The organism is Bauldia sp. (genome assembly GCA_037200845.1).
Classification (GTDB): Bacteria; Pseudomonadota; Alphaproteobacteria; order Rhizobiales; family Kaistiaceae; genus DASZQY01.
Genome location: JBBCGQ010000001.1, coordinates 823,238 through 841,533, shown reverse-complemented (window position 1 = coordinate 841,533; position 18,296 = coordinate 823,238). Strand labels below are relative to the sequence as shown.

13 protein-coding genes are annotated in these 18,296 nt (G+C 67.2%); 4 read left to right on the top strand and 9 right to left on the bottom strand.

What is annotated here, in order from left to right; all coding sequences use genetic code 11:
- Positions 1-13: 13 nt before the first annotated feature.
- From WDM94_04045 to WDM94_04030, 4 genes are read right to left on the bottom strand one after another with little or no spacing between them, the layout of a single operon-like run.
- Complete coding sequence (locus WDM94_04045; protein MEJ0011799.1) at positions 14-1,018, bottom strand: 4-hydroxyproline epimerase; 1,005 nt, start codon at positions 1,016-1,018, stop codon at positions 14-16.
- Complete coding sequence (locus WDM94_04040; GenBank protein MEJ0011798.1) at positions 1,015-2,244, bottom strand: FAD-binding oxidoreductase; 1,230 nt, start codon at positions 2,242-2,244, stop codon at positions 1,015-1,017. The genes WDM94_04045 and WDM94_04040 overlap by 4 nt, the downstream gene beginning before the upstream one ends.
- On the bottom strand, positions 2,241-2,879 hold the full coding sequence (locus WDM94_04035) for an SGNH/GDSL hydrolase family protein (protein MEJ0011797.1): 639 nt from the start codon (positions 2,877-2,879) through the stop codon (positions 2,241-2,243). Before WDM94_04035 ends, WDM94_04040 begins: the two co-directional genes overlap by 4 nt.
- Before the next feature lie 59 nt (positions 2,880-2,938).
- Positions 2,939-3,253, bottom strand: coding sequence for a hypothetical protein (locus WDM94_04030; GenBank protein ID MEJ0011796.1), 315 nt, complete (start codon positions 3,251-3,253; stop codon positions 2,939-2,941).
- A gap of 289 nt (positions 3,254-3,542) precedes the next feature.
- Here WDM94_04030 and uxuA point away from each other — a divergent pair, with 289 nt between their 5' ends.
- A complete protein-coding gene (gene uxuA, locus WDM94_04025) occupies positions 3,543-4,700 on the top strand; it encodes a mannonate dehydratase (protein ID MEJ0011795.1) in 1,158 nt (385 codons plus the stop codon).
- Positions 4,701-4,917: 217 nt separating this feature from the next.
- Here uxuA and WDM94_04020 read toward each other — a convergent pair whose 3' ends face one another.
- Entirely contained in the window at positions 4,918-6,669 is a 1,752-nt protein-coding gene (locus WDM94_04020; GenBank protein ID MEJ0011794.1) for a DUF87 domain-containing protein, read from the bottom strand.
- A 164-nt stretch (positions 6,670-6,833) separates the two neighbouring features.
- On the opposite strand from WDM94_04020, the gene WDM94_04015 reads away from it, so the two are divergent.
- Both WDM94_04015 and WDM94_04010 read left to right on the top strand, forming a co-directional pair.
- On the top strand, positions 6,834-7,775 hold the full coding sequence (locus tag WDM94_04015; GenBank protein MEJ0011793.1) for a 1-phosphofructokinase family hexose kinase: 942 nt from the start codon (positions 6,834-6,836) through the stop codon (positions 7,773-7,775).
- Entirely contained in the window at positions 7,772-9,418 is a 1,647-nt protein-coding gene (locus WDM94_04010; GenBank protein MEJ0011792.1) for an electron transfer flavoprotein-ubiquinone oxidoreductase, read from the top strand. The genes WDM94_04015 and WDM94_04010 overlap by 4 nt, the downstream gene beginning before the upstream one ends.
- A gap of 24 nt (positions 9,419-9,442) precedes the next feature.
- Here the strand turns inward: WDM94_04010 and WDM94_04005 are convergent, their stop codons facing one another.
- The 4 genes from WDM94_04005 to WDM94_03990 form a co-directional block, all read right to left on the bottom strand.
- Positions 9,443-9,787, bottom strand: coding sequence for a VOC family protein (locus WDM94_04005; protein ID MEJ0011791.1), 345 nt, complete (start codon positions 9,785-9,787; stop codon positions 9,443-9,445).
- Position 9,788: 1 nt separating this feature from the next.
- Complete coding sequence (locus WDM94_04000) at positions 9,789-12,143, bottom strand: MMPL family transporter (protein ID MEJ0011790.1); 2,355 nt, start codon at positions 12,141-12,143, stop codon at positions 9,789-9,791.
- A 290-nt stretch (positions 12,144-12,433) separates the two neighbouring features.
- Positions 12,434-12,925: a hypothetical protein gene (locus WDM94_03995; protein ID MEJ0011789.1), complete on the bottom strand. Its 492-nt coding sequence runs from the start codon at positions 12,923-12,925 to the stop codon at positions 12,434-12,436.
- A 171-nt stretch (positions 12,926-13,096) separates the two neighbouring features.
- Positions 13,097-15,463 (bottom strand): glycoside hydrolase family 3 N-terminal domain-containing protein, encoded by a 2,367-nt coding sequence (locus WDM94_03990; GenBank protein MEJ0011788.1) that lies wholly within the window; start codon positions 15,461-15,463, stop codon positions 13,097-13,099.
- A gap of 365 nt (positions 15,464-15,828) precedes the next feature.
- On the opposite strand from WDM94_03990, the gene WDM94_03985 reads away from it, so the two are divergent.
- Positions 15,829-18,291 (top strand): glycogen/starch/alpha-glucan phosphorylase, encoded by a 2,463-nt coding sequence (locus tag WDM94_03985; GenBank protein ID MEJ0011787.1) that lies wholly within the window; start codon positions 15,829-15,831, stop codon positions 18,289-18,291.
- The last annotated feature ends 5 nt before the right edge of the window (positions 18,292-18,296 follow it).

Below are 18,296 nucleotides of genomic sequence, written 5' to 3'. Positions count from 1 at the left end.
TACCCCGTCTTTCTTACAGGACGGAGAAGCCTTTCACGAAGGGATCGCGGTCGTCGAGGAAGATGGTGTTGTGGCCGGTGATCCAGGCCTGGCCGGCGATCGACGGGACGACGGCGTCGTAGCCGCCGACCTTGGTAGCGGACTCGACGCGGCCGTAGAACAGACTGCCGATGATCGATTCGTGGACGAAGTCGTCGCCGACTTTGAGGTCGCCGCGCGCCGCCAATTGCGCGATGCGGGCGGAGGTGCCGGTGCCGCAGGGCGAACGGTCGATGGCCTTTTCGCCGTAGAAGACGGCGTTGCGGGCGTCCGCCCGCGGGTCCCTCGCCTTGCCCGCCCACAGCACGTGGCGGAGGCCGGTGATGGTCGGGTTCTCCGGGTGGACGAATTTGTATTTCTCGTTGATCAGGCGGCGGACAACCGGCGACAGCTTCTGGATGTCGAAGGCGGTGAAGTCGTCGAGGCCGCGATACGACTCCTGCGGCTCGATGATGGCGTAGAAGTTGCCGCCGTAAGCGACGTCGAATTTGATCGTGCCGAAATCAGGCACGTCGACGGTGAGATCGGTCATGTAGAGGAACGACGGCACGTTCTTTATGCGCACGTCGACGACGTTGCCGTGGTTGTCGCGCGTGTATTCGGCATCGACGATGCCGGCGGGAACCTCGAGGCGGAGCTTGCCCTCGACCCTCGGCTTCACCAGCCCCTCCTCCAGCATCACCGTGACGGTGCCGATAGTGCCGTGGCCGCACATCGGCAGGCAGCCGCTGGTCTCGATGAAGATGAGGGCGGCGTCGCTGTCCTCGCGGATCGGCTCGTAGAGAATAGAGCCGGACATGACGTCGTGGCCGCGCGGCTCGAACATCAGGCCGGTGCGGATGTAATCGTAGTCGCGGACGAAATGCTGGCGCTTCTCGCTCATGTCGGCGCCCCTGAGCGGCGGGCCGCCGCCGGCGACGACGCGGACCGGATTGCCCGCCGTGTGGGCGTCGATGCAGAAAAATGTCTGGCGGCTCATTGGAAGCGCTCGATGCCGAAGGGTTCGAGATTCTTTTCACGCCGGCCGGTGGTGAGCAAGCCGGCGACGTGACGCGCCGTGGCGGCCGACAGGGTCAGGCCGAGGTGGCCGTGGCCGAAGGCGAAGACGACGCGCGGATCCTTCGGATAGGGGCCGATGACCGCCATCGAGTCGGGCGTGGCAGGGCGGGCGCCCATCCATTCGCGGCCGCCCTCCTCCGGCAGGTCGGGGAAATAGCGCCGGGCCTTCTTCCGCATGGCGGCGGCGCGGGCGAAATTGGGCGGCGCATCGACGGCGGCGAGCTCGACGGCGCCGCCGACGCGCAGGCCATCGTTCAGCGGCGAGACGACGAAGCCGTGGCTGGACAGGAACACCGGCACCGTGATGCTGAAGCCGGGATCGGGGTAGGTCGTGTTGTAGCCGCGCTCGGCCTCGAGCAGGACGCGCAAGCCCAGCTTGCGGACGAGATCGCGCGACCAGACGCCGCCAGAGAGAAGGACGCGATCGAATTTGGCCGCGCCGTCTTTCGTGACGACGGCGACGCCGTCGCCTTCCGGGCGGATGTCGGTGACCGTGCCGGTCAGAAATTTGCCGCGGGCGCGGACGGCATCGCGGAGGCCGAGCAGCACCTCGAGCGGGCTGGTCACCGACCACTGGTCGGGCGTGAAGACGACGCGCTCGAAGCCGCCGCCGAGGGCGGGCACCATCGCTTTCGCGTCCTCGATCGACATCTCCTCGTACTCGGCGCCGTGGCGGCCGCGGTCCTGCCACTCGGCCTGCGCGGAGCGGTACGCGGCCTCGGTGTCGTAGAGGTAGATGGCGCCGTTGCGGCGCATGTACATCGGCAGGTTGGCGCGGCGGGCGAGCTCCTGATGGTCGATCAGCGCGGTCTTCATGATGAAGGCGAGCGCCTCGGTGGCGCGCTCGACCTGAGCCGGGCGCGCGGACCAGACGAAACGCGCCAGGAACGGCGTCAGCGACGGGAGATCGCGGGCGCGCAGCGTCAACGGCCCCAGCGGATCGAGCAGCCAGCCGGGCACGGACGCCAGAATGGCGGGCCGGGCGAGCGGCGAGATTTCCGGCAGGTTGAGCAGGCCGGCATTGCCGGTGGAAGCCGGGCGGCCTTCGGGGTCGCGCTCGAAGACGGTGACATCGACGCCGTCGGCGAGCAGCCAGGCTGCCGCGGCCGAGCCGACGATGCCGCCACCGACGATCCCGACTCTCACAGCGCGATCCTTGTAACTTCGGCGGCGATCGCCTTGCCCAGCGCGGCGTGGGCGTCGGGGTCGAGATGGAAGCCGTCGACCTTGCTCGACCTGATGACGCTGCCGGCGTCGAAGAAGCGGAGGCCGGCGGTGGCGGCGACCTTGCGGAACTCGGCGGCGAGATGCGGCGACTTCTCGACGGCGCCGGCGAACATCTCGGCGTGGGCCTCGGTGAGCGGCAGGAAGGGCGGCGGCGACACGACCAGAATCTCGGCCGGCTTGCCGGCGCGGCCGAACTGCGGCTGCTTCGCCAGCTCGACCAGCTTCGCCATGCCGGCGGCGACCTCCCACGGCGACTTGTTGAAGCGCGCTTTGAGGTCGTTGGTGCCGAGCATGATGACGATGACGTCGAGCGGCTTGTGGCTCAGCAGGCAGGGCAGCAGGTAGGCTAGGCCGTTCTTCTCGGCGCCCTCGACCGGATCGTCGCTGACGGTGGTGCGGCCGCCGAGCCCCTCCTCCGTCACCAGCCAGGCGGGACCAAGCGCGGCGCGCACAATGCCTGGCCAGCGCTCGGCCGGACCGTAGCGGCCGTCGGGGCGGGTAACGGTGGCGGAGCCCCAGGTGTTGGAGTCGCCGTAGCAGAGGAGGCTTGGCATGGAAGCTGGTCTCGCCCGATCGTGTGCCGCTGCATCCTAGCGGGCGGAACGGGGCGAGCCTAGATCGCGGCCTTTACGGGCGCAGCGAAGCCGCAACCGCCATCGGCGCGGACCACCAGCATGGCGCCGGCACGATAAAGGCGGGCGACGAAGCCGGCGTCGTCGGCAATCGCGATGACGGTGTCGCCGCGGACCTGGAGGATGGCGCCGTTGGCGCCGGCCACTGCCGCCAGCGCCGGGGCAAGGCCGCCGCGGGCCACGACCGCGACCGGGACGCCGGCCGAGGTGACCAGCGTCAGGCCCATCGCCGAGGCCAGCGTTGCGCCGAGCACAAGGGGGACGCCGATGAGGATCAGGCGGATGGCGCGGAGCATTTGATTCGGTCTCCTCCGCGCACAGTAGGGCGGATTGGTTTTTGATTCATGTTGCGATGCACTGGCGCGGCCGTGGGCATGGCTGTGGCCAGTGCCTGTCGGCGGCGTTTGTTGAGGCACACCCCTCCCCAAAACCGCTTCGCGGTTTTGGCCCTCCCGCAAGAGGAGGGCTCAACAAGCGGAGGTCAAAACGCCGAAGGCGTTTTGGGGAGGGGTGTCTGTCCTCCTCCGAAGTTTCGCGCTCTCGCGGCGCCGTGCTTAGGATGCCGCCGCAGCGAGGGAGGGCGACTTGGAACAGACGTGGCGGTGGTTCGGGCCGAAGGATCCGATTGCGCTGAAGCATGTTGCCGAGGCGGGGGCGACGGGGATCGTCACGGCGTTGCATCAGATCCCCGGCGGGACGGCGTGGACCGTTGACGCTGTCGCCGAGCGGCAGGCGATGATCGCGGCGGCGGGACTGACGTGGTCGGTGGTGGAAAGCATTCCGGTCACCAACGCGATCAAGGCGCGGACGGCGAACTGGCGGAGCGACGTCGAGGCGTGGAAGGCGTCGCTCCGGGCGCTCGGCGCGGCCGGGATCGGGACCGTCTGCTACAACTTCATGCCGATCGTCGACTGGACGCGGACCGAACTGGCCTACCCGCTGAAGTCGGGACTGGCGCTGCGATTCGATGTCGTCGACTTCGTTGCCTACGACGCATTCGTGCTCGGGCGGCAGGGTGCGGACAGCGACTATGACGCCGACGTCGTGCGGCAGGCGGAGGCGCGGTTCGCGGCGATGGGCGAGGCGCGGAAAGCGGAGCTGGAGAAGATCATCCTCGCCGGCCTGCCCGGCTCGGACTTCGGCTACGACCGCGCGGCGTTTCTTGCGCTGCTCCGGGACTATGCCGGGATGACGCCGGCGGATCTCCGCGCCAGCCTTGCGGATTTTCACCGCGAGGTGGTGCCGGTGGCGGAGGAGATGGGGATTCGCCTCGCCATCCATCCCGACGATCCACCGATGCCGCTGTTCGGGTTGCCGCGGGTGGTGTCGACCGAGGACGATGCGGCGGCGCTGCTCGGTGCGGTCGACAGCATCGCCAACGGGCTGACGTTCTGCGTCGGGTCGTATGGATCGCGCGGCGACAACGATCTGGTGCGCATGGTGACGCGGTTCGCGCCGCGCATTCATTTTCTCCACATGCGCAACGTGACGCGGCAGGCGGCGGGGTCGTTCTATGAGGACGAGCATCTCGAGGGCGACGCCGACATGGTTGCGATCGTCGCGGCCGTGCTGGATGAGGAGGCGCGGCGCGGGGCGGCGATTCCCTTCCGGCCGGACCACGGGCATCTGCTTGCGGCTGATCCGGTGAAGAATGCCAATCCGGGGTATTCGTATCTCGGGCGGCTCAAGGGGATTGCGGAGATACGCGGGGTGGAGCGGGCGGTGCGCGCTTTGAGGGCGTGACCACCCTCACCCTGCGCCTCTAGTTCGCTTCGCTCTCAAGAGGCGCAGCCCTCTCCCCCTTGGGGAGAGGGGACAACTGACGGCGAGCACATTTCCTCTACCTGCGGAGCGGCATGCAAACTGCCGGCGAAGCATCGTCCCCTCTCCGCAACGGGTAGAGGTCTTCGGCTCTTGCGAGCGCAGCGAGTTAGAGGCGAGGGGTGAGGGTCTCTCGCCCCTATCCGGCGCCCTTGCGCGGGATCAGCGGCGCGCCCAGGCCGTCGTCGAAATTTTCGGGGATACCGTCGGCGTCCATGCCCATCAGCGAGGTGCGCGGGCGCTGGTTGGTGGTGGTTGCCTCGCGCCAGCGGTCGACGACCGCATGGATGAAATCGGCGTCGACCTCGCCGCTTGCGTCGAGTTGCACCTGGTTGCCGGACTGGCTGCGCGGGCGGCGATCAGCGGGCACGTCCTTGAAGCGAAAGCGGGTGGGCAGCGGCACGCCTTCGCCGAAGGCGATGCCCTCGCGATTTCCCAGCGACGGGAGGAAGGCGACGAGGCTTGAGCCGGCGTCGGGCACGGCCGAACGTATGATCGCCTGGTCGCGGTCGTTGGAAAGGCGCATCGCGAAGACCGTCGAGCATTGGGACAGGATGGTCGCGTCGAGATCGGCCGGGCGCTGCGTGATGCAGCCGAGGAAGACGCCGTACTTGCGGCCTTCCTTGGCGATGCGCGACAGCGCCTTCAAGGTCGGGCCGAAGCCCTGCTTCTTGTCGGCCGGGGCGTAACGGTGGGCCTCTTCGCAGGCAACGAGCAGCGGCGCGGCGCCGTCGCTCCACACGCCGAACTCGAAGGCCATGCGGCACATCACCGACACGACCGAATCCAGCACCTCGGCCGGGAAGCCGGCCAACTGGATGACGGTGATCGGCTTGCCATTGAGCGGCAGGCGGAACAGGTCGCCGAGGACCTGCACCATCAGGTCCTCGATGAAAAGATTGTTGAACATGAAGTTGTAGCGCGAGTCGTGGCCGAGCGTTTCGATGCGCGCGATGAGGCGGTGATACTTGGTCCAGATCGAGCGGTTCTCGAGCTTGCCCATGCGCTCGTCGATCAGCTTGACCAGATCGGAGATGCGGTACGGCACCGGCGTGTCGGCGGTGTAGCCGGCGCCCTGGCGGCGAAGCAGCAGGCGGTCGCCCTTGGAGCCGGCGGCGAACTGCGCCTTGGCGAGCGGGATGAGCTCCTGGAGGATTTCCATTTCCTCCTCGACGCCCGGACGGCCGCGGAAGAAGACGTCGACGATCTCCTCGAAGTTGAACAGCCAGAACGGCAGCATCAGGTTCTTCGGGCTGACCACATGGGCGAGGTCGCCGAAGCACTGGCCGTATTCGTTGTGCGGGTCGATCAGGAAGATGCGGAGGTTCGCCTTCTTCGCCAGAATCTCCTGCAGGATGAGCGCGACCGAGGTCGACTTGCCGACGCCGGTTGTGCCGACGACGGCGAAGTGCTTGCGCAGCAGCTCGTCGAAATTGATGTAGGCGGGAACGGTCGGGTCGAGGCGCAGGCGGCCGACCTCGATGGTCTCGCCGCCGCTGACGTGATGGATGGTGGCGACGTCGCCGGAGGCAAGGCGCTGGATCATGTTGCCGATGGTCGGATAGGTCGACACGCCGCGCTGGAAAGAAGCCTGCTCGGTGCCGTAATTCTTGATCTCGCCCATGAAGTCGATGTCGGTGACGAGGCTGCCCGATTCGTGGTCGTCGGCGGCCGGCGGCGACACCGACATGCGGACGACCGCGCCGATGATCAGCGACGTATCGGCAGCAATGCCGATGAGGCGGCCGATGGTGACGGCGGAATCGGCATCGGCGGTGTTGGCCTTGAACAGGCGGGCGACGGCGCCCGAGCCGCTGATACCGGTGATGCGGCCAAGCGGGGGCGGCGCGGCGACCGCTACTGCGGACGACTTCGGAGAAACGGCATCCATGCGATGCTTACTTCCTTGGTTACACACACACGTTTTCGGCCCGTCCCATGGCTGTCATCCTGCACTGCAAACAGTAAACAGCCGGTCATCATGACGCCCTCGTTTCCTAGGCAATTTCCCGGGTAGTCTCGGTAGAATCGCCCGTACCGGAGTCGCCGCACGCCATGGCCATCGTCACCCTCTCGCTGAACCCGGCGATCGACGTTTCGAGCGAGACGGACCGCGTGCTGCCGACCCACAAGATCCGCACGTCGAACGAGGAATATGAGCCGGGTGGCGGCGGGGTTAATGTCGCGCGGGTGGTGGTCGAACTGGGCGGTCAGGCGACCGTGATCTGCCCGGCGGGCGGCTTTCCGGGCCGGATGCTGGACGAGCTTCTGGGCGCCATTCCGATCCCGCGCAGGATCGTGCCGATCGCGGGCGATACACGCATTTCGTTTACCGTGTTCGAACGGAAAACCGGCAACGAGTTCCGCTTTACCCCGAACGGGCCAAAGCTTTCCGAGGCGGAGATCGCAGCCTGCCTCGACGCCATCCGCGCCGCCGACTTCGACTATTTCGTCGCGTCGGGCAGCGTGCCGATGGGGGCGCCGACCGACATCCTGGCGCAGGTCGGCGACATCGTGGCAAAGAAGGGCGCGCGGTTCGTGCTCGATTCCTCCGGCGCGGGGCTGAGCGTCACGCTGGAGAGGAGCCACGCGTATCTCGTGAAGCCGAGCATGACGGAGCTCGAGGCGCTGGTCGGGCGGCGGCTCGACAACGCCACCGCCGAAGAAGCGGCGAAGGATCTGGTCAGGCGCGGGCGGGCGGAGATCGTCGCGGTCACCATGGGCGCGGCGGGGGCGCTGGTCGTGACCGAGGATCAGGTGCTGCGCGTCGAGGCGCCGAAGGTCGAGACGCGCTCGGCGGTCGGCGCCGGCGACGCATTCGTCGGCGCGATGACGCTGGCGCTGTCGCGCGGCGAGACGCTGGACGATGCATTGATCCTCGGCACGGCGGCGGGCGCGGCGACGGCGCTGACGCCGCAGTCGAAGGTGTGCGCGCTGGGCGACGTGCAGCGGCTGCACGAAGAAATGCGGCGCACGCGCGTGAGTGCCATCGCATGAGCGCCGAACGCGAGGTGATGGAATTCGACGTCGTCATCGTCGGCGCGGGGCCGGCGGGGCTGGGCGCGGCGATACGGCTGAAGCAGCGCCTGCCCGACTGCACCGTCGCGATCGTGGAAAAGGGATCGGAGGTGGGAGCGCACATCCTGTCGGGCGCCGTGATCGATCCGATCGGGCTCGACACGCTGCTGCCCGGGTGGCGGCGGGAGGGCGGCCATCCGCTGACCGTGCCGGTGAAGCGCGACCGGTTCCTGTGGCTTGGCGAAGCGGGCGCGATCCGCATTCCGAATTTCGTCATGCCGCCGCTGATGTCGAACCACGGCAACTTCATCGCCTCGCTCGGCAACGTCTGCCGGTGGCTGGCGAAGAAGGCGGAGGAACTCGGCGTCGAGATCTTCCCCGGCTTCGCGGCGAGCGAGGTGCTCTACGACAAGCACGGCGCGGTGATCGGCATCGCCACCGGCGACATGGGCGTGGCGCGCGACGGATCGCACAAGGCGACCTACCAGCGGGGCATTGCGCTGCATGCGCGCTACACGCTGATCGCGGAGGGCGCACGCGGATCGCTGACCAAGCGGCTGACGCGGCGCTTCGGGCTCGACCTCGGACGCGAGCCGCAGAAGTACGGCATCGGGATCAAGGAGCTGTGGCAGGTCGATCCGTCGCGCCACCGGCAGGGAACGGTGCAGCACACCTTCGGCTGGCCGCTCGACAACCGCACCGGCGGCGGCTCGTTTCTCTATCACCTCGACGACAACCAGGTGGCGGTCGGGTTCGTTGTGCATCTCAACTACAAGAACCCGCACCTGTCGCCGTTCGAGGAGTTCCAGAAGTTCAAGTCGCATCCGGCGATCGCGCCGCTCTTCGCCGGCGGCAAGCGGCTGGCGTGCGGCGCGCGGGCGATCAGCGAGGGCGGCTTCCAGTCGGTGCCGAAGCTGACGTTCCCGGGCGGGGCGCTGATCGGCTGCGCGGCGGGCTTCGTCAACGTGCCGCGCATCAAGGGCAGCCACAACGCGATCCTCTCGGGCATCCAGGCGGCCGACCACGTCGCGGTGGCTCTCGCCGACGACCGCTCGCATGACGAAATCTCGGGCTACGACGAGAACTGGCGCACCAGCGCGATCGGCCGCGACCTTGCGCCGGTGCGCAACGTCAAGCCGCTGTGGTCGAAGCACGGGACGATCCGCGGCATCGCGCTCGGTGGGCTCGACATGTGGACCAATACTTTCGGCTTCTCGCTGTTCGGCACGCTGCCGCACGGCGGCGAGGACCATGCGGCGACCGAGGCCGGCGTCGCCGCGCCCCCTGCCCCATACACCAAGGCCGACGGCGTAGTGCGCTTCGACCGGCTGTCGTCGGTGTTCCTGTCGAACACGCTGCACGAGGAGGACCAGCCGGTGCACCTCAAGGTGCGCGACATGGAGTTGCAGAAGGAATCGGAGCTCCGCGTCTACGACGGGCCCTCGGCGCTCTATTGCCCCGCCGCCGTCTACGAGTGGGTCGAGGGCGCGGACGGGCCGAAGTACGTGATCAACGCGGCGAACTGCGTCCACTGCAAGACGTGCGACATCAAGGATCCCAACCAGAACATCGACTGGGTGCCGCCGGAGGGCGGCGGGGGACCGAACTATCCGAATATGTGAGGCACTGCGGCCTCGGCCGTCTTCCTAGGCAGGCGGTTGCCAGAGTTCGACCGGGTTGCCATCGGGATCGGCAATGCGGGCGAAACGGCCGGTGTCGGGCGTGTCCCATTCGGCACGCGTCTCTACCGCGATACCGGCTGCCTTGAGGCGTGCAACGACCGCGTCGATGTCGTCGACGCGGAGGTTGATCATCCATTGCTTGGCCGCGGGGAAATAGTCGGTCTTCTCGTTGAAGGGCGCAAAGACCGTGGGGCCGGCGTCCTGATTCCACGGAAAGGTGATGTCGAAGTGGGTCAGATACCAGGCCGCCAGCGCTTCGGGTGCGCGGGCTCGGAAGAAGATACCGCCGATGCCGGTGACGCGCGCCATTTCAAGCTGCCGGGCTGACCGGCGCGTGGTCCGTGCCCCTCGCCTTGCGGATCAGGCGGCGCAAGAAGACCGCCGTTGACGGCAGGATCAGCAGATCGCCGGCGAGTGCGGCGATAAGGGTGAACGATCCGAGCCAGCCGAAAAGACGCAGCGACGGCAGGTCGGAGAAGATCGTCACGCCGAGGCCGAAGGCGAGCACCAGCGACGTGAGGATGAGTGCCGGGCCGACAAGCGCGGTGGCGCGGCGGACGCCGGTTTCCGGGTCTTCGCCGGGGCGGTACTCGAGGCGCAGGCGGTTCAGGTAGTGGATGGTGGCGCTGAGGCCCAGGCCGAAGGCGACCGTCAGCGCGACGATCGAGGCGAACTGCAGGCCTTGGCCGAAATACCAGAGCACGCCGCCGGCGATGACGATCGGGAAGATGCCGGGGAGGACCGCGACCGCGGCGACGAACACCGAGCGGAAGGCGAGGCCGAGCAGCACCGCGACGAAGGCCATCTCGATGGTGAGGCCCTTCGACAACTCGCCGATCATGGTGGCGCTGTTGCGCGCGGCGATCGCCGAGAGGCCGGTGACCGATAGCGTATAGCCGGGATGGGCGTCGTGGATCTTCTGCAGCGCCGCGTCGAGCTCGGTGATCACCGGGAGCAGCGCGCTGGCGTCCTTGTCGGGGATGCGGCCGGAGACGACGACCGAATCGCCCTCGGCGGAGACGAAGCGGCGGACGAGATCGATCGGCAGGTAGCTGACGTATTCCTTCAAGGTCTCGACGTCATGCTTGCCGGCCTGTTCGGCGAGCCAGCGGCGCAGGCTTTCGAGCGACCAGACGTTGCCGACGCCGGCCTGCTTCTCGACGACGGCGTGGGCCTCGGCGATCACGGCGAGCGTCTCGTCATCGTAAAGCTGCGCGCCGGCGGGGAAGCGGATCAGCACGTCGATCGGGTTGGCGCCGGCGAGCTTCTCATCCAGCGACTGCGAGGCGGCGACGGCCTGCTGCTTGTCGGGCACCTGATCGGCGAGGCGATAGCGCGGGTCGAGGCTGGAATAGAGGAAGGCGAGGCCAAGCACCGCGACGATCGAGATGATGCTGTAGGGCACGGGATGGCGGGCCATCCTGCCGGCGATCCAGTAGCAGAACGAGCGCAGCGCGTTGACGCCGACGTCGCTGGCCGCGACCTTGCTGGCGAAGCTCGCCTCGTTGCGCACGAGCAGGACGCCGAGCAACGGCACCAGCAGGATGACGCACAGGAAGGCGACGCCGGCGGAGATGGCGCCGGCCATGCCGAAGATGCGGATGAGGCTCGAATTCGAAAAAAGCATGAGCGCGACGAAGGAGAGCGCGGCGGCGAGCGAGGTCAGCACCACGGCCGGCCCGACAACGAGGAGCGCGCCGCGCATCGCCTCGTATTTCGGCTGGCCGGCAAGCAGGCGGTCGCGGTAGGCGAACGTCAACTGCATCGAGTCGGAGAAGCCCATCACCATGATCAGCGGCGTCATGATGTTGAGGAACATGTTGAGGCGGAAATCGAGCCAGCCGAGCGCGCCCAGCGCCCACAGCATGGCGAGCAGCGGTGGCGCCGCGGCGATGAGCATGAACGAGACGCGGCGGAAGAAGATGACCGCGATGACGCAGCCGGCGATGAAGCCGAGCAGGTTGTAGACGACGCGATCCTTTTCGACCGCGTTGCGGATCTCGAGCTGCATGACCGGGACGCCGGCTAGGCGGCCGCGGACGGCGGTGCCGGCGAGGTCGTCGTCGACGGTCTTGCGGATTTCGCCGACGACGTCGCCGAGCGCCTTGCCATCGACAACGGTTGGGTCGAGTGCCAGCACGATCAGCGCCAGCGAGCCATCCTCGGAGAGCAGCTTGCCGCGGATGATGTCGTTGTTGAGGGCGCGATCGGTGAGCGCCTTGTAGGCGGCGGGATCGGCGGGCAGGTCTTCCGGGAAAAGCGGCTCGGGGACGCCGCCGGCATCGGGCGGCTGGCGCGCCGAGAAGAGCGAGATGATGCTCTTGGTGCCGTCGATGAGCTGCAGATCGGTGGTCATTTCGCGAAGCGCGGAGAGCGCGTCGCGATCGAGGATGTCGCCCTCGACCACGACCAGCACGTCGAACTCGGCGGAGGGGAAGCGGCGCGTCACCTCCTCGTACTGCTTGAACTCGGCGGAGTCGGAGCGGAACAACTGGCTGAGCGAATCGTCGACCTTGATGCGCGCAAGGCCGAAGACGGCGGCAACGGAGATGAGGATCGCAACGACGGCGGCGACGATCGGGCTCTTCAGCGACAGCAGGCCGATCTTCTCGACACCCAGCGCAATGCCGACGCCCGAGTGCTCATCATCCGAACCGGATGCCATTGCCCCAACCCCCCAAGCGAATCGCCGCGGCTGACTTTGGCGAACTCGCGCGCGACGTTCAAATGAACGTCGTGGTGCGCTGCGGCGTGGCGACCGCCCGGTAAGGAGGCAGCGGCCCCCTCACCCTTCGCCTCTAGTTCGCTTCGCTCTCAAGAGGCGGAGCCCTCTCCCACAAGGCGAGAGGGGACACATGGACAGCGCAGCATGTTCCCTCTCCCCTGGTGGGAGAGGGCTCTTTCTCTTAGCGAGCGCAGCGAGACTAGAGAAAGAGGGTGACGGGGCGCTATCGGCTACCGCTTCACCGACACCGAAACCTGGCGGATGTCCTGGTTCTCGGCGGCGATGCTTACCGTCTGCTCGTCGCCCTTGGTGTCGACGAGAACCGTGGCCTCGAAGCCGGGGCCGTGCAGGTTGCCGGTGATCTTGCCGGCCGACGTTACGTCGCCTGAGATCGAGCCGGAGATCTGGAGGGTGAGTTCCTCCCAGTGGCCGTTCAGCTTGCCGTCGGCGTTGCGATAGAAGGCGTTGATCTGGAACTTGTAGCTGTCGCTGGCGCAGCGGAGCGTCTGGAGGATGGTGTCCGACGCGTTCTGGTCGTAGCGCACGCGGCAGGTCAGGCGCTCCTTGGTGCCGCTGGCGTAGGTGACCGTGCCCTTGCCGTTCCACTGACCGACGAGCTGGGAGAAGGGATTGTCGGCGCGCGCCGGCGCGGCCGCGAGGCCGAGGGACATGGCAACGACGACGGCGCTGACGCCGCCCGAAACTATACGATGAATGGTCATGGTGATCCGCTGAACAGTCCGCACGCCCCGGGAATATTGGGAAGACAATTCAGGCGAATTTAATGCGTACGGGGCGCGGACGCCATTGGCCGGCGTCTTTGTTCGGCCGGTGGGACATGGCTGCAACACTGCCGGAATGGCAGTCTCAAATCGGCGGGATTTGGCCGTTTCCTAGGCGGGAAACGGTGTGTCGGACACATGGGCGAACATCTCGCGGTCCGGCGGAGTGAAGGCCATCACACCGGTCATCTGCACCGTGGCCTCCAGGCGGATGTCGGCGGACGAGGCGCCGAGCTTGATCCGGACCTCGCCCGGCTCGACGACGCGGCGGAGATCCTCGCCGGTGAAGGACATGAGGTCGGCGTGCAGATCGAAGGTGACGCGGCGGGATTCGCCGGGCTTCAGCGACACACGGCGGAAGCCTTTCAGCTCGATGATCGGGCGCACGATGCTCGCCACCGGATCGCTGACGTAAAGCTGCACGATCTCATCGCCGGCGACCTTGCCGGTGTTGGTGACGGTGCAGGAGACCGACAGGCGGGAGCCGACCGGCCAGTCGCGCTTGTCGAGCTTGAGGTCGGCGTAGGCGAAGGTCGTGTAGCTGGCGCCGAAGCCGAAGGGATAGACCGCGTTGTAGTACTCGGCGCGCGGCAGGCCGGCGGAGAGGATCTTGCGGTTGTAGAACATCGGCTGCGAGCCGGCGGTCGCCGGGAAGGTGACGGTGAGCTTGCCGCTCGGGTTGACCTTGCCGGACAGCACGCGAGCGATGGCGCCTGCGCCTTCCTCGCCGGGGAAGCCGGCGAAGATCACGGCGTTGGCGCGGTTGGCGATGTCGGTCAGGTCGTACGGGCGGCCGGCGAGCAGCACGACGACGGTCGGCGTTCCGGTCGCGAGGATCGCCTCGACGAGATCGGCCTGGACGCCGGGGAGGCGCAGGTCGTCGACGTCGCAGCCCTCGCCGACGGTGCCGGTCGCCCACAGGCCGGCGCGGTCGCCGACCGCGACGATGGCGATGTCGCTCTCTCTCGCCAGCGCGACGGCGGCGGGGATGCCGGCCGTGGAGAGATCGAGCAGCGGCTTCGAAGGATCGGCCATCGGCTCGCCGTTCTCGAAATAGACGGTGCGCTGATTGGTGTCGGGCAGGACGTTGCAGCCTTGCGCGTAGGCGATGTTGGCGGCGCCGAACTCGGCTTCCATCTCCGCCTTCAGCGTCTTGGCGACGACGGGGACGGTGCGGCCGGCACCGCCCCAACGCTGCGTGACCGGGAAATGATAGTTGCCGAACAGGGCGAGCTGGTCATCGGCGCCGGGGCCGATCAGCGCGATCTTCTTCCGCCCCGCAAGCGGCAGGATGGCGTCATTCTTGAGCAGCACGATGGAATGTTCGGCGGCCTCGCGATTGACGTCGCGGTCGCCCTGCAGGACGTATTGCGTCCGCTCCTCGACGTAGGGCTGCTCGAACAGTCCCAGCGCAAATTTCTGGGCGAGGATGCGCTCGCACGACAGGTCGATCTCGGCTTGGGTGATCTTGCCGCGCCTCAAGGCTTCCGGGAGGCCCTCGGTGTAGCAATCCGACCACGGCAGCTCGACGTCCATGCCGGCGTGGAGGGCGCGGCCGGCGGCATCGGCCGTGTCGGCGACGATGCGGTGGCGCGTCTCGAGGAAGCGGACGGCGAAATAATCGGAGACGACGGTGCCTTCGAAGCCCCACCGGTCGCGCAGCACCTCGGTCAGGAGGAAGCGCGAGGCGGTGCCCGGCACGCCGTCGATGTCGTGGTAGCAGGACATGATCGACTGGGCGTTGGCCTTCTTCACCGCCATCTCGAAGGGGGTGAGGAAAATATCGGTCAGCTCGCGGACGCCGACGTGGACCGGCGCGTGGTTGCGGCCGCCTTCGCCGTAGCTGTGGCCGGCGAAATGCTTTGGCGTCGAGACGACGCCGTCGGCGAGCGACTCGCCCTGCAGGCCGCGCACGGTGCTGGTGACCATGGCGCCGACCAGATACGGGTCCTCGCCGATGGTTTCCTCGACGCGGCCCCAGCGCGCGTCGCGCACCACGTCGCAGACGGGGCCGAGCGACTGATGCGTGCCGACGCTGCGCATCAGGCGGCGGATGGTGTCGGCGATGCGGAAGGCGAGATCGGGGTCCCACGTCTGGCCGAGATTGAGCGCGGCGGGAAACTGCGTGCCCTCCAGCGCCATCAGGCCGGCAAGCGACTCCTCGTGCGCGATGGCGGGGATGCCGAGGCGGGTCTCCTCGACCAGAAATTTTTGCGTGGCGTTCAGCGCGCGGACGCCGTCCTTGAAGGTGACCTGGCTGGTGCCGTAGGGGCGCGTGAAGTGGCCGATGCCGTCCTTCAGGGCGGTCTTGAGGTCACTGCCTTGCGGGAATGACGGATCGAGGATGAAGTCGCCGGCCTTGTGATCGTAGGCCAGCCAGACGGAGCGGAGCTGCGCGACCTTTTCGGTCTGCGTCATGCGCGCCAGCAATTCGCGGGCGCGGCCGAGGTGATCGGCGTTCTTTCCGTGACTGGCCATGCGGCGCCCCTCCCCAGCGGCGTGAAAAAGCCGCGGAGGCTAGCCTTGCGGTTGCGGTGCTGGCAAGGCGCGGTGCGGCAGGCTCAACGCATTGGGAGGAGAGACACCCCTCCCCAAAACCGCTTTGCGGTTTTGGCCTTCCCGCAAGGGGGGGCTCAAGTGGAGTTTGTTGGAGCGTGATGTTTCAACAAGGATGAACCCTCCCCTTGTGGGAGGGTCAAAACGCCGAAGGCGTTTTGGGGAGGGGTGTCTCTCCCCCACGCGCCTTCGCGGGGATGACATCACCGTATGCTGGGGTAACTCCACACGCGGCATTCCTTATGCATGGTGCTAAGCTGCAACCGAGTATCCGTCAGGTCCCCGCCATGAACGCACCCACCACGAACATCGAGCCGCTGCCCCGCAAGGTCGATGCGGAGACGCTGAAGGCTGAAATCATCGACAAGCTCGCCTATTCGGTCGGCAAGGATCCGATCGTGGCCAAGTCGCACGACTGGCTGGCGGCGGCGATCCTGGTGGTGCGCGACCGGGCGATCGACCGGTGGATGGAATCGACGCGGGCGGCGTACACGACCGGCGCGAAGCGCGTCTATTATTTCAGCCTCGAGTTCCTGATCGGCCGCTTGCTCCGCGACGCGATGTCGAACCTCGACCTGATGGAGCCGATGGAGCAGGCGCTGGTCGGGCTGGGCGTCGACCTCGACGAGATCGAGACGCTGGAGCCGGATGCGGCGCTCGGCAACGGCGGCCTCGGGCGGCTCGCCGCCTGCTTCATGGAGTCGATGGCGACGCTGGCCATACCCGCCTACGGCTACGGCATCCGCTACGTCCACGGCCTTTTCCGGCAGGAGATCCGGGACGGCAACCAGATCGAGATGCCCGAAGACTGGCTCAGCCACGGCAACCTGTGGGAATTCGAGCGGCGCGAGGCGGCGTACGAAATCAACTTCGGCGGCATGGTGACGGCCGAGCCCGGCAAGGACGGCGCGCCGGCGCGGCAGACGTGGAAGGCGCAGGAGAAGGTGATGGCGGTGGCGTACGACACGCCGATCGTAGGCTGGCGCGGGCACCGGGTGAATACGCTCCGCCTGTGGAGCGCGCAGGCGATCGACCCGATCCGGCTCGATGCCTTCAACCGCGGCGACCATGTCGGCGCGCTTGCCGACCGCACACGGGCGGAGACGATAACGCGCGTGCTCTACCCGGCCGACTCGACGCCGGCGGGACAGGAATTGCGGCTGCGCCAGGAATATTTCTTCGTGTCGGCCTCGATGCAGGACCTGACACGGCGGCATGTCCAGCAGTTCGGCACCTTCGCCAACCTGTCGGAGAAGGTCGCGATCCAGATGAACGATACGCACCCGGCGGTAGCGGTGGCCGAGCTGATGCGTATCCTCGTCGATCTCAACGGCCTCGAATGGGACGCGGCGTTCAAACTCACCCGCGAGACGCTTTCCTATACCAACCACACGCTGCTGCCGGAGGCGCTGGAGTCGTGGCCGGTGTCGCTGTTCGAGCGGATGCTGCCGCGGCACATGCAGATCATCTACGAGATCAACGCGCAGCTTCTCGAGGAAGCGAACGAGAAGTTCCACGAGGACGCCGACCTCTCCGGGCTGTCGCTGATCGACGAGCACAACGGGCGGCGGGTGCGCATGGGGCAGCTCGCCTTCGTCGGCTCGCACTCGGTCAACGGCGTCTCGGCGCTGCACACCGAATTGATGAAGAAGACGGTGTTCCGCGATCTCAACCGGCTGTTCCCCGGCCGCATCAACAACAAGACCAACGGCGTGACGCCGCGGCGCTGGCTGATGCAGGCGAATGCGGGCCTCACGCATCTCGTGCGCGAGACGATCGGCGACGGCTTCCTCGACAAGCTCGACCTGATCGCCGACCTTAACAAATTCGCCGACGACAGCGCCTTCCAGGAAAAATTCGCGGAGGTGAAGCGCGGCAATAAAGTGCGGCTGGCGAGCGCGATCCGCGAGACCATGGGCATCAGCGTAGATCCCGGCGCGCTGTTCGACGTGCAGGTCAAGCGCATCCACGAATACAAGCGCCAGCTTCTCAACATCCTCGAGGCGATCGCGCTCTACGACCAGATCCGCGCGCACCCGGAGAAGAACTGGACGCCGCGGGTGAAAATCTTCGGCGGCAAGGCGGCGCCGAGCTACTGGCAGGCGAAGCTGATCATCCACCTGATCAACGACGTGGCGCGGATCGTGAACAGCGACCCGGCGGTGCACGGGCTGCTCAAGATCGTGTTCATGCCGAACTACAACGTCAGCCTGGCCGAGGTGATCATCCCGGCGGCCGACCTCTCCGAGCAGATTTCTACCGCCGGGCTGGAGGCTTCCGGCACCGGCAACATGAAGTTCATGATGAACGGGGCGCTGACCATCGGCACGCTCGACGGCGCCAACGTCGAGATTCTGGAGCATGTCGGGGCGGACAACATCGTCATCTTCGGCCTGACGGCGGAGGAGGTGGACGAGCGCCGGCGCACGGGCCACAACCCGCGCTCGATCATCGGCGCCAACCCGCAGCTTGCCGAGGCGCTCGACACCATCGGCGCCGGCGTGTTCTCGCCGGAGGAGCCGGGGCGCTACAAGGGGCTGGTCGATAACCTGATGACGACCGACTGGTTCCTGGTTACGGCCGACTACGCCGCCTATGTCGCGGCGCAGCGCTCGATCGACGCGATGTGGCAGGACAAGCGCGCCTGGTACGGCAAGACCATCCGCAACACCGCCAACTCGGCGTGGTTCTCCGCCGATCGCACGATCAGCGAATATGCTCGCGACATCTGGGGCGTCCCTGTAGCATAGGGGCG

Excerpts from the sequence above, each read along its gene's own strand:
- WDM94_03995 (MEJ0011789.1), bottom strand. The coding sequence starts at position 12,925 with ATGACCATTCATCGTATAGTTTCGGGCGGCGTCAGCGCCGTCGTCGTT.
- WDM94_04035 (MEJ0011797.1), bottom strand. The coding sequence starts at position 2,879 with ATGCCAAGCCTCCTCTGCTACGGCGACTCCAACACCTGGGGCTCCGCC.
- WDM94_03985 (MEJ0011787.1), top strand. The coding sequence starts at position 15,829 with ATGAACGCACCCACCACGAACATCGAGCCGCTGCCCCGCAAGGTCGAT.
- WDM94_04005 (MEJ0011791.1), bottom strand. The coding sequence starts at position 9,787 with ATGGCGCGCGTCACCGGCATCGGCGGTATCTTCTTCCGAGCCCGCGCA.
- WDM94_03990 (MEJ0011788.1), bottom strand. The coding sequence starts at position 15,463 with ATGGCCAGTCACGGAAAGAACGCCGATCACCTCGGCCGCGCCCGCGAA.
- WDM94_04020 (MEJ0011794.1), bottom strand. The coding sequence starts at position 6,669 with ATGGATGCCGTTTCTCCGAAGTCGTCCGCAGTAGCGGTCGCCGCGCCG.
- WDM94_04000 (MEJ0011790.1), bottom strand. The coding sequence starts at position 12,143 with ATGGCATCCGGTTCGGATGATGAGCACTCGGGCGTCGGCATTGCGCTG.
- WDM94_04015 (MEJ0011793.1), top strand. The coding sequence starts at position 6,834 with ATGGCCATCGTCACCCTCTCGCTGAACCCGGCGATCGACGTTTCGAGC.
- WDM94_04030 (MEJ0011796.1), bottom strand. The coding sequence starts at position 3,253 with ATGCTCCGCGCCATCCGCCTGATCCTCATCGGCGTCCCCCTTGTGCTC.
- WDM94_04010 (MEJ0011792.1), top strand. The coding sequence starts at position 7,772 with ATGAGCGCCGAACGCGAGGTGATGGAATTCGACGTCGTCATCGTCGGC.
- WDM94_04045 (MEJ0011799.1), bottom strand. The coding sequence starts at position 1,018 with ATGAGCCGCCAGACATTTTTCTGCATCGACGCCCACACGGCGGGCAAT.